This window comes from Enterobacter cloacae complex sp. SHL018, from assembly GCF_049237905.1.
Lineage (GTDB): Bacteria > Pseudomonadota > Gammaproteobacteria > Enterobacterales > Enterobacteriaceae > Enterobacter > Enterobacter hormaechei_C.
On sequence record NZ_JBMKJE010000003.1, the window covers coordinates 504001 to 514742 of the forward strand.

At 55.1% G+C, this 10742-nt stretch carries 11 protein-coding genes and 1 tRNA gene; 8 read left to right on the plus strand and 4 right to left on the minus strand.

Features of this window, described 5'->3' with window-relative positions; genetic code table 11:
- Positions 1 to 15: 15 nt before the first annotated feature.
- Entirely contained in the window at positions 16 to 309 is a 294-nt protein-coding gene (locus ACOTY5_RS15555; protein ID WP_003855929.1) for a co-chaperone GroES, read from the minus strand.
- A gap of 178 nt (positions 310 to 487) precedes the next feature.
- Between ACOTY5_RS15555 and yjeH the strand changes: the two genes are divergently transcribed.
- On the plus strand, positions 488 to 1735 hold the full coding sequence (gene yjeH / locus ACOTY5_RS15560; protein ID WP_032646955.1) for an L-methionine/branched-chain amino acid transporter: 1248 nt from the start codon (positions 488 to 490) through the stop codon (positions 1733 to 1735).
- A 23-nt stretch (positions 1736 to 1758) separates the two neighbouring features.
- Here yjeH and ACOTY5_RS15565 read toward each other — a convergent pair whose 3' ends face one another.
- Entirely contained in the window at positions 1759 to 2223 is a 465-nt protein-coding gene (locus ACOTY5_RS15565; RefSeq protein ID WP_003855925.1) for an FxsA family protein, read from the minus strand.
- Positions 2224 to 2558: 335 nt separating this feature from the next.
- Here ACOTY5_RS15565 and aspA point away from each other — a divergent pair, with 335 nt between their 5' ends.
- The 5 genes from aspA to ACOTY5_RS15590 all read left to right on the plus strand — a co-directional run bounded on the left by aspA (position 2559) and on the right by ACOTY5_RS15590 (position 8154).
- A complete protein-coding gene (gene aspA / locus ACOTY5_RS15570; protein WP_015572444.1) occupies positions 2559 to 3995 on the plus strand; it encodes an aspartate ammonia-lyase in 1437 nt (478 codons plus the stop codon).
- A gap of 116 nt (positions 3996 to 4111) precedes the next feature.
- Positions 4112 to 5413, plus strand: a complete 1302-nt coding sequence (locus ACOTY5_RS15575) for an anaerobic C4-dicarboxylate transporter (protein WP_003855921.1) — start codon at positions 4112 to 4114, stop codon at positions 5411 to 5413.
- 113 nt (positions 5414 to 5526) lie between these two features.
- A complete protein-coding gene (cutA, locus tag ACOTY5_RS15580; protein ID WP_003855908.1) occupies positions 5527 to 5850 on the plus strand; it encodes a divalent cation tolerance protein CutA in 324 nt (107 codons plus the stop codon).
- The gene (locus tag ACOTY5_RS15585; RefSeq protein WP_045141828.1) at positions 5826 to 7529 is read left to right on the plus strand and encodes a protein-disulfide reductase DsbD; all 1704 of its coding nucleotides are present in this window, start codon (positions 5826 to 5828) and stop codon (positions 7527 to 7529) included. The genes cutA and ACOTY5_RS15585 overlap by 25 nt, the downstream gene beginning before the upstream one ends.
- 49 nt (positions 7530 to 7578) lie before the next feature.
- Positions 7579 to 8154 (plus strand): transcriptional regulator, encoded by a 576-nt coding sequence (locus ACOTY5_RS15590; RefSeq protein WP_017383972.1) that lies wholly within the window; start codon positions 7579 to 7581, stop codon positions 8152 to 8154.
- Here ACOTY5_RS15590 and ACOTY5_RS15595 read toward each other — a convergent pair.
- Complete coding sequence (locus ACOTY5_RS15595) at positions 8151 to 8741, minus strand: LysE family translocator (protein ID WP_045141827.1); 591 nt, start codon at positions 8739 to 8741, stop codon at positions 8151 to 8153. The two genes, ACOTY5_RS15590 and ACOTY5_RS15595, sit on opposite strands and share 4 nt — an antisense overlap.
- Positions 8742 to 8778: 37 nt before the next feature.
- The gene (locus ACOTY5_RS15600; protein ID WP_045141826.1) at positions 8779 to 9624 is read right to left on the minus strand and encodes an AraC family transcriptional regulator; all 846 of its coding nucleotides are present in this window, start codon (positions 9622 to 9624) and stop codon (positions 8779 to 8781) included.
- Positions 9625 to 9793: 169 nt separating this feature from the next.
- On the opposite strand from ACOTY5_RS15600, the gene ACOTY5_RS15605 reads away from it, so the two are divergent.
- A tRNA-Phe gene (locus ACOTY5_RS15605) sits at positions 9794 to 9869 on the plus strand.
- Positions 9870 to 9982: 113 nt separating this feature from the next.
- Positions 9983 to 10600, plus strand: a complete 618-nt coding sequence (locus ACOTY5_RS15610; RefSeq protein WP_045141825.1) for a DUF2238 domain-containing protein — start codon at positions 9983 to 9985, stop codon at positions 10598 to 10600.
- Positions 10601 to 10742 lie beyond the last annotated feature (142 nt).

Here is a 10742-nt window from a genome sequence, read left to right on the forward strand (position 1 = left end):
AGTTTCGTGCGTTAATTACGCTTCAACAATTGCCAGAATGTCGCTCTCGGACATGATCAACACTTCTTCATTGTCGATCTTCTCGGATTTCACGCCGTAGCCATCGTTGAAAATGACGATGTCACCAACTTTAACGTCCAGTGGCTGCACAGTTCCGTTTTCCAGGATGCGGCCCTTACCGACAGCGATGATTTCGCCACGCGTTGATTTTGCTGCTGCTGAACCGGTCAGAACGATGCCGCCAGCAGACTTGGTTTCAACTTCTTTACGTTTGACGATCACACGATCATGTAACGGACGAATACTCATTGATAGCTCTCCTTTGAGAAAGTCATTATCAGTTATGGATGACGCCGGTCCGCATGCGGTTTTCCGGCTAGTGCCCTGAGAGATGGGGATAGCTTTTTACCCCTTCAAGGGGTAATCGAAAAAAAATTTGCGAAAGTGTTACCATCCACTCTCTTTTGATGGTGGCGGGACGAGGTAAATGAGTGGACTCAGGCAGGAGTTGGGGCTGGCGCAGGGCATTGGCTTACTCTCAACGTCTTTATTAGGCACGGGGGTATTTGCGGTTCCCGCGCTGGCGGCATTGGTTGCCGGCAATAACAGTCTTTGGGCATGGCCCGTGCTGATCGTGCTGGTGTTTCCGGTGGCGATTGTCTTTGCCATACTCGGGCGGCACTTCCCGAGCGCAGGCGGCGTAGCGCATTTTGTCGGCATGGCGTTTGGGCCGCGGATGGAGCGCGTCACCGGCTGGCTATTTTTGTCGGTGATACCCGTTGGCCTTCCGGCAGCCCTGCATATCGCAACCGGCTTCGGACAGGCGCTGTTTGGCTGGCACGATGAACAACTGCTGCTGGCTGAACTCGGTACGCTGGCCATTGTCTGGTGGGTTGGCTCGCGCGGGGCCAGTTCCAGCGCCAATCTGCAAACGCTGGTCGCCGTGTTAATTGTCGCGCTGATCGTCGCCATCTGGTTTGCGGGTGACATTACCGTGGCGGATATTCCTTTCCCCGCGATTAACGACATCGACCACGCACAGCTTTTCGCTGCACTATCCGTCATGTTCTGGTGTTTCGTCGGTCTGGAGGCGTTCGCTCATCTGGCATCCGAGTTTAAACAGCCCGAGCGTGATTTCCCCCGCGCCCTGATGATTGGCCTGCTGCTGGCGGGTACCGTGTACTGGGCCTGTACCGTACTGGTGCTGCACTTCAACGCGTTCGGTGAAGAGAAAGCCGCCGCCGCGTCGCTGCCGGGCATCGTGGTGCAGCTGTTTGGCGTTAAGGCCCTGTGGGTAGCCTGCGTGATTGGCTATCTCGCCTGCTTTGCCAGCCTCAACATCTATATTCAGAGCTTCGCCCGGCTGGTGTGGTCTCAGGCACTTTATAAACCGGATAGCCCCCTCTCACGCCTGTCAAAACGTCAGCTTCCGGTGAATGCGCTGAATACCGTACTGGGCTGCTGCGTGGTGAGTTCCCTGGCCATTTATCTCCTCGACATCAACCTTGACGCGCTGATTGTCTACGCCAACGGTATTTTCATCATGATCTACCTGCTGTGCATGCTGGCGGGCTGTCGGCTGCTGAAAGGTCGCTTTAAGGCGCTGGCGGCTGTCGGGTGTGTCCTGTGCCTGATGCTGCTGGCGATGGTAGGATGGAAGAGTGTGTACGCCATCGTCATGCTGGCGGGGCTGTGGGTGTTTTTACCGAAGCGGCAAGATCCGCAGGCCCGGTGAGCGAGCGCCACCGGGCCACAAACTCACCGATCGTCTTTATGATCTAACCGATCGCGCTGCTCATCCTTACGCTGGTATTCCCCTTCAAAGGTATCCCCCGGGCCGGTGCTGAAACCACCGCCTGGCATACGGCTGAAACGCAGGTGCGGCAGCAGCTTCATGGTCAGATGCTTCTGCACCGGCGGCAACAGCAACAGCAGGCCGAGGAAGTCGGTGAAGAAACCAGGCAGGATCAGCAGCAAACCAGCAATAATCAGCGACACGCTTTTGATCATCTCGGCGGCCGGGCTTTCGCCTGCGGCCATCTTCTGCTGCATTAACAGGAAATTTTTGAAACCCTGATTGCGCACCAGCGACATGCCGATGACGGAGGTGAAGATCACCAGAATCAGCGTCAGCAGGACGCCCAGCACATGGGCAACCTGGATGAAAATCGAAATCTCAATGTAAACATAAAGAAAGAAAGCAATAAATGGTATCCAGCGCACTGGCATCTCCTGTGTGGCAGGTGCCTTCAGGCCCCTGACTGAATGTGTTCGCGAAGCGCGTAGATAAGAAATGGTGACGGTTAGCCAAAATTCAATCGGTTTGCACGGATATTTTTTCTGGAAATATTAAAGCGGTGACATATTTCACAGATTAATAATTATCATGAAATCGGGTCGATAATAAGTGATCCAGCTTACGGCAATTCGCTATCATCAGCATATGATCTCGAACATCTGGCCGATTGAGGGAATAATCGTCGGTCATAAAATATTCAAAACCACATATATACTGTGTGTTTAGTACAATCCATCGGCAGCTTGAAAAGAAGGTTCACATGTTAAACAACATTCGTATCGAAGAAGATTTGTTGGGTACCAGGGAAGTTCCAGCGGATGCCTACTATGGTGTTCACACTCTGAGAGCGATTGAAAACTTCTACATCAGCAACAGCAAAATCAGCGACATCCCTGAATTTGTGCGTGGTATGGTGATGGTAAAAAAAGCCGCGGCTCTGGCGAACAAAGAGCTGCAAACCATTCCTAAAAGCGCTGCAAATGCGATTATCGCCGCGTGCGATGAGGTGCTGAACAACGGCAAATGCATGGATCAGTTCCCGGTCGACGTCTATCAGGGCGGCGCGGGCACCTCCGTCAACATGAACACCAACGAAGTGCTGGCAAACATCGGCCTGGAGCTGATGGGTCATCAGAAAGGTGAATACCAGTACCTGAACCCGAACGACCACGTTAACAAATGTCAGTCCACCAACGACGCCTACCCAACCGGCTTCCGCATCGCGGTGTATGCCTCTATCGTCAAACTGGTCGACGCGATTAATCAGCTGGGCGATGGCTTCCAGCGTAAAGCCGTTGAGTTCCAGGACATCCTGAAAATGGGCCGTACCCAGTTGCAGGACGCGGTGCCAATGACCCTCGGACAGGAATTCCACGCGTTTAACGTGCTGCTGAATGAAGAGACCAAAAACCTGCTGCGCACGTCCGAACTGCTGCTGGAAGTGAACCTGGGCGCAACCGCCATCGGTACACGCCTGAACACGCCAGATGGCTATCAGCAGCTGGCGGTACAGAAGCTGGCTGAAGTGTCCAACTTGCCGGTTGTGCCTGCGGAAGACCTGATTGAAGCTACCTCAGACTGCGGCGCCTACGTGATGGTGCACAGCGCACTGAAACGTCTGGCGGTGAAACTGTCCAAAATCTGTAACGACCTGCGCCTGCTCTCCTCCGGTCCGCGCGCTGGCCTGAATGAAATCAACCTGCCAGAGTTGCAGGCGGGTTCATCCATCATGCCAGCTAAAGTGAACCCGGTGGTGCCAGAGGTGGTGAACCAGGTTTGCTTCAAGGTTATTGGTAACGATACGACCGTCACCATGGCCTCGGAAGCCGGTCAGCTCCAGCTGAACGTGATGGAGCCGGTGATTGGCCAGGCGATGTTTGAATCTATCCATATTCTGACCAACGCATGCTACAACCTGCTGGAAAAATGCATCAACGGCATCACCGCGAATAAAGAAGTGTGTGAAGGCTACGTCTATAACTCCATCGGCATCGTCACCTACCTCAACCCGTTCATCGGCCACCACAACGGCGATATCGTCGGGAAGATTTGTGCCGAAACCGGTAAGAGCGTGCGTGAGGTGGTTCTCGAGCGAGGATTGTTGACCGAAGCCGAACTGGACGATATCTTCTCCGCCCAGAACCTGATGCACCCGGCATATAAAGCGAAACGATATACCGATGAAAGCGAACAGTAACCGTTCAGGCTAAGCTTCCGAAAGGCACGTCACTTGTGACGTGCCTTTTTTCTTTATGGGCGTTACCAAAACACAACAATTCAATATCAACTTGTTAATGAGCAAGGCAGGTCTTTATGTTTGGAGCAGAACTCGTCATCGTCCTGTTGGCGATTTATTTGGGCGCACGACTCGGGGGTATCGGCATCGGTTTTGCTGGCGGTCTCGGAGTGCTTGTACTTACCCTGATCTTTCAGATTAAACCCGGCGCAATCCCTTTTGACGTTATCGAAATCATCATGGCGGTTATTGCTGCTATCGCGGCTATGCAGGTCGCAGGCGGTATGGACTACCTGGTGAGCCTGGCGGAGCGAATGCTGCGTCGCCATCCGAAATACATCACCTTCCTTGCCCCACTGGTGACCTGGTTTATGACCATTCTCGCCGGTACCGGCCACACCGCTTTCTCCACGCTGCCGGTAATCACCGAAGTGGCGAAAGAGCAGGGTATTCGCCCGTCTCGCCCTCTTTCTATTGCCGTGGTCGCCTCCCAGATTGCGATTACCGCCTCGCCCATTTCCGCGGCGGTGGTCTTCTTCGCGGGTATCCTTGAGCCGATGGGCGTAAGTTACCTGACGCTGCTGGCAATCTGTATTCCGGTCACGCTGATTGCGGTAATGATCACTGCCGTACTGTGTAACTTCCTTGGCGCCGAGCTGAAAGACGATCCGGTTTACCAGGAGCGTCTGGCAAAAGGTGAAGTGAGCCTGCGCGGTAGCCAGGTCTTCGAGCTGAAGCCGCATGCAAAACGCTCCGTGCTGCTGTTCCTGATTGGTATCGTCGCCGTGATGTTCTACGCCACCGCCATCAGCGATACGGTAGGTCTGATCCAGAACCCGGTTCTGCCGCGTAACGAAGCCATTGTGGTGTTTATGCTGACCATCGCGACGCTGATCAGCATCACCTGTAAAATCGACACCAGCGAAGTGCTGAACGCCAGCACCTTCAAATCCGGTATGAGCGCCTGCGTGTGCGTGCTGGGCGTGGCGTGGCTCGGCGATACCTTTGTGAAAGCGCACATCAGCGATATCCAGACCGTTGCAGGCGACCTGCTGCACAACTATCCGTGGCTGCTGGCAGTAGTGCTGTTCTTTGCCGCGACGCTGCTGTACTCCCAGGCTGCGACCACCAAAGCGCTGATGCCTGCGGCACTGATGCTGGGCGTAACGCCGCTGACGGCGATTGCCTCTTTTGCAGCGGTTTCCGCCCTGTTCGTTCTGCCCACCTACCCAACCCTGCTGGCCGCGGTTGAGATGGATGACACCGGCTCAACCCGTATTGGTAAATACGTGTTTAACCACGCGTTCCTGATCCCGGGCGTGGTGGCGATTACGCTCTGCGTGATCCTCGGCTTTATCATCGGCGGCATTGTGCTGTAAACGATTAGCCGTTGTAAAAATAGTTAAAATCGGGCCGCTCTGCGGCCCGTTTCATTAATGACCAACCGCCTTGCGTGATATAGTGAAGACTTTCGTGATGAGGAGGTCGACTTGTGAACACGCCTGATGCTGTTGTTGTACTGTGCACCGCCCCTGATGAAGCTTCTGCCCAGGATCTGGCCGCCAAAGTGTTGGCCGAAAAACTGGCTGCCTGTGTCACACTTCTTCCCGGCGCCACCTCCCTTTATTACTGGGAAGGCAAGCTGGAGCAAGAGTACGAAGTCCAGATGTTGCTCAAAACCAACCTGACAAACCAGCAGGCGCTCCTCGACTGCCTCAAGTCTCATCATCCATACCAAACCCCGGAGCTGCTGGTTCTGCCAGTGGTCCACGGCGATAACGATTATCTCTCATGGCTCAACGCTTCATTACGCTGATCCTGCTGCTGTGCAGCACGTCAGCTTTTGCCGGATTGTTTGACGCACCCGGCCGTTCGAACTTTATTCCTGCCGACCAGGCGTTCGTTTTCGACTTTCAGCAAAACCAGCACGATCTCAGTCTCACCTGGCAGGTGAAAGAGGGTTACTACCTCTATCGCAAGCAGGTCAGCATCACGCCGGCAAAGGCGAACGTCGGCGCATTGCAGATGCCCGCTGGCGAGTGGCACGAGGACGAGTTCTACGGTAAGAGTGAAATTTATCGTCAGCGCTTAAGCGTGCCCGTCACGGTGAATCAGGCGGATAAAGGCGCTACCCTGACGGTGACGTATCAGGGCTGCGCCGATGCGGGCTTCTGCTATCCCCCTGAAACAAAGGTCGTTCCGCTTAGCGAAGTGAAAGCGGCGGCCTCCCCTCTCCCCTCAGGGGAGAGGGCCAGGGTGAGGGGTGAAGGCGAAACCGCTTCAGACCTTCCGTTCTCAGCGCTTTGGGCGTTATTGATTGGTATCGGCATCGCCTTTACGCCCTGCGTACTGCCCATGTACCCGCTTATCTCTGGCATCGTGCTGGGCGGTAAACAACGCCTTTCCACTGCCCGCGCGCTGTTGCTGGCCTTTATCTATGTGCAGGGCATGGCGTTAACCTATACGGCGCTCGGCCTCGTGGTCGCCGCTGCCGGGTTGCAGTTCCAGGCCGCCCTTCAGCACCCTTATGTGCTTATCGGTCTGTCAGCGGTGTTTATTCTGCTGGCGCTGTCGATGTTTGGCCTGTTCACCCTGCAACTGCCTTCTTCCCTGCAAACGCGTCTGACGCTAATGAGCAACCGTCAGCAGGGTGGCTCTGCGGGCGGCGTGTTCGCCATGGGTGCCATCGCCGGGCTGATTTGCTCCCCCTGCACCACCGCGCCGCTGAGCGCCATCCTGTTATATATTGCCCAGAGCGGCAACCTGTGGCTCGGCGCCGGCACGCTGTACCTCTACGCGCTCGGCATGGGCCTGCCGCTGATCCTGGTGACGGTGTTTGGCAATCGTCTGTTGCCGAAGAGCGGACCGTGGATGGAGACGGTGAAAACCGCGTTTGGTTTTGTCATTCTGGCGCTACCGGTATTCCTGCTGGAGCGCATCATTGGTGATGTGTGGGGTACACGTCTGTGGGCGATGCTCGGCGTGGCCTTCTTCAGTTGGGCGTTTATCGTGAGTCTGGGGGCGAAGAAACCGTGGATGCGCCTGCTACAGATCCTTTTGCTGGCGGCCGCGCTGGTGAGCGTCCGTCCACTACAGGACTGGGCGTTTGGCACCCCGGCAGGTCAAACGCAGGCTCATCTGAATTTTATACAGATTAAGAACGTGGATGACCTTAACCGCGCCCTGGCGCAGGCGAAAGGCAAACCGGTCATGCTCGATCTCTACGCCGACTGGTGCGTGGCCTGCAAAGAGTTTGAAAAATACACCTTCAGCGATCCGCAGGTACAACATGCGCTGAGCGATACCGTTCTGCTCCAGGCGAACGTTACCGCCAACAGCGCGCAGGATAAGGCTCTACTGAAGCAACTTAATGTGCTCGGGCTGCCTACCATCCTGTTCTTCAATGAACAGGGGGAAGAACAGCCGACGCAGCGTGTAACCGGGTTTATGGACGCGACGACATTCAACGCGCATTTGCGCAATCGCCAACCGTAAACAACACTTTAGACGGGACAAACCGTTGGGAATAGCGGAGGAGATAACCGTGCAACGCGAAGACGTACTGGGACAAGCCCTGCAATTGCTTGAGATTCAAGGGATCGCCAGCACCACGCTTGAGATGGTCGCCGACCGTATCGATTACCCTCTGGATGAACTTAAGCGCTTCTGGCCGGATAAAGAGGCGCTGCTGTACGATGCCCTGCGCTATCTCAGCCAGCAGGTGGATATCTGGCGCAGGCAGCTGATGCTGAATGAAGAGCTGACCACCGAGCAAAAGCTGCTGGCGCGCTATACCGCACTGACGGAGTGTGTAACCAACAACCGTTACCCAGGCTGTCTGTTTATCGCCGCCTGCACCTACTATCCGGATCCCGGACACCCCATCCATCAACTGGCAGATCAGCAAAAACGTGCCGCGCACGAGTTCACACACGAGCTGCTGACCACACTTGAAGTGGATGATCCGGCAATGGTCGCGAAGCAGATGGAGCTGGTGCTGGAAGGTTGCCTGAGCCGCATGCTGGTGAACCGTAGCCAGGCGGATGTGGATACGGCGCACCGTCTGGCGGAAGATATTTTGCGGTTCGCGCAGTGTCGTATGGGTGGTGCACTGACCTAAGCCAGCATTCCCGTCCAGGCGGAAATAAACAAGCACATCGCCATCGCGCGCTGAAATCGCACCATCGCCACGGTGGTGCGGAAAATCCGGTTCACCGCCTTCCCCAGCCACGCCCAGCACAACAAACAAGCCACGGAGATCGCCAGAAACCATAGCGCCATCAGCGCAACATCCCGAAATGCATGGTCGCTTGCCGGAGCAAACAGGCTGACAACTGCCAGCGCCATCATCCACGTTTTTGGGTTTACAACCTGTAATAACGCCGCCGCCCGCGCGGTAAACCGGACATGGCGTCTGGAGGAGAGATTCGCGGCCGGGGCGCTAAACAGCTGCCAGCTCATCCAGGAAAGCCACAGCACGCCCGCCCAGCTCATTACCTGACGTATCAGCGGATACTGGCGTAACACTTCTCCTGCCCCAGCACCTGAAACCAGAACAATAGCGCTGGCGGCAATACACCCGCCCAGGATCGCAGGAAACGTATTTTTTACGCCAAAGTGCTGACTGTTAGCCAGTACCAGAATATTGGTTGGCCCCGGTGTAATCGAGGCGACAAATGCAAACAACAGGAAGGGTAATAAATTCACAGGTGACTCCTTTTTTATTAGAGCCACGAATGTGCCGTTATTTTCTGGAAACGTCTGGAAGGTTTGTGCACAACCGACGGTAGTGTGCCGGAGAAATACGGTATGCCCGCTGGAACCAGCGACCAAGATGGCTTTGATCGGCAAAACCCACTGCCGCCGCAACATCAACAGGCAGTTCCCCACACGCCAGCATCTGTCGGGCCTTTGCCAGGCGCAGCTGGATAAGCCAGGCGTGCGGTGCCAGGTGAAATTCGCGCTTAAAACAGCGGGTGAGCGTAAAGCGGTCCGTACCCGTCTCACGGGCAAGGTCTGACAGCCCCACGTTCTCGCCGATATGCGCATAGAGATAGTCGCGGGCACGATGCGCCACGGCGGAGCTTTGTAGCTGAGACGGGAGTTTCTTACGCCAGTGGCAGTGGGCAGTGATCTGAGAGAGCAGGTTATCCATTGTGCTCTGTTGGACGATCTTCATCTCATCGTTATGCAACGAGGCAAATGTATCACCGATAGCGCGCACCAACTGAGGCTCTCGCGTCAGCGTTTGGGCAAAGTGGAGGGTGTAGCTCCCGGGAGTAGAGTCGTACAGCCCTTGAAGCGTACGGGTGAGCCAGTGTTCATCCAGATAAAAGGTAAGGTAAGTAAAGCCCCCCTCTATCGGCGCATCACCGTCATGGATCTCCCCGGGCTCAAGTAAAAAAGCATCGCCCGGCTGGCTACGGTGGCGTTCACGGCGACAGTGGAACTGCTGGGTGCCGGAAAGGGTTATTCCGACCAGATAGCTATCATGCCAGTGGGGATCAAAGGCATGTCCTTCGAAATGCGCCTTAATTGTCTCAATACCTGTTTCTGCATGCTGACGCAGCTCAAGCCAGTCGTTTGCCATACTGCCCTCCTCTTACCGTCAGCATTGTCACATCTTGCCTGAACTGTCTGGAAGATTTGTGCAATTCCAGGGCACAAACGGACAGATTGCCGCAAACTTAAGCAGTTGAACAGCTTTTCCCGAAATAATGTTGACGATCGCGCGCGATTGCGGTTTAATGCGCTCCGTTGCCCGGATAGCTCAGTCGGTAGAGCAGGGGATTGAAAATCCCCGTGTCCTTGGTTCGATTCCGAGTCCGGGCACCACTATTTAAAGAACCCAGCCTACGGCTGGGTTTTTGCTTTTCTGTATCCGCTACGCATTGAATTTTCCCTTCTGTCAGGTAATAGTGATTTTTTCCCCTGACAATGAAAATGATATGACCTTATCTGCTTTAAAAGTCGGGTCACTGCTCCTGCTGTTGATCCTGTTTTATACCGGCCTGTTCACGAGCGATCGCATCACCTGGCTGATGGAGGTGACGCCCGTCATTATCATCATCCCACTTCTGCTTGCCACGCACCGGCGATACCCCCTGACTCCCCTTCTCTATACCCTGGTTTTCTTCCACGCCATCATTCTGATGGTTGGTGGTATGTACACCTATGCAAAGGTTCCGGTTGGTTTTGAGGTTCAGGAGATGCTCGGGCTTAGCCGAAATCCGTATGACAAGCTCGGTCACTTCTTTCAGGGGCTGGTTCCCGCACTGGCAGCGCGAGAAATTCTGCTGCGCGGTGGGTATGTTCGTGGATATAAGATGACGGGATTTCTGGTGTGCTGTGTTGCTCTGGCCATTAGCGCCACCTATGAACTCATTGAGTGGTGGGCAGCTTTGGCAATGGGACAGGGTGCGGATGATTTTCTGGGGACGCAGGGCGATCCATGGGATACCCAGTCTGATATGTTTTGCGCGCTGCTTGGTGCGTTAACGACGGTGCTGATCCTTGGGCGTTTCCATCAGCGGCAATTGCTTCGTTTGAATGTTTGTCAGGGATAGTACGCTCTGAGTTGCCGGGTGGCGGCTTCGCCTTACCCGGCCTGCCGTTTTTCGACGTACAAACGCAAAAAGGCCATCCTTCCGGATGGCCTCTTCACTTGTTTGATGCCTGGCAGTTCCCTACTCTCACATGGGGAGACCC

Coding starts and splice junctions, on each gene's coding strand:
- ACOTY5_RS15575 (WP_003855921.1), top strand. CDS start 4,112: ATGTTTGGAGCAGAACTCGTCATCGTCCTGTTGGCGATTTATTTGGGC.
- ACOTY5_RS15610 (WP_045141825.1), top strand. CDS start 9,983: ATGACCTTATCTGCTTTAAAAGTCGGGTCACTGCTCCTGCTGTTGATC.
- ACOTY5_RS15585 (WP_045141828.1), top strand. CDS start 5,826: ATGGCTCAACGCTTCATTACGCTGATCCTGCTGCTGTGCAGCACGTCA.
- aspA (WP_015572444.1), top strand. CDS start 2,559: ATGTTAAACAACATTCGTATCGAAGAAGATTTGTTGGGTACCAGGGAA.
- ACOTY5_RS15600 (WP_045141826.1), bottom strand. CDS start 9,624: ATGGCAAACGACTGGCTTGAGCTGCGTCAGCATGCAGAAACAGGTATT.
- yjeH (WP_032646955.1), top strand. CDS start 488: ATGAGTGGACTCAGGCAGGAGTTGGGGCTGGCGCAGGGCATTGGCTTA.
- ACOTY5_RS15555 (WP_003855929.1), bottom strand. CDS start 309: ATGAGTATTCGTCCGTTACATGATCGTGTGATCGTCAAACGTAAAGAA.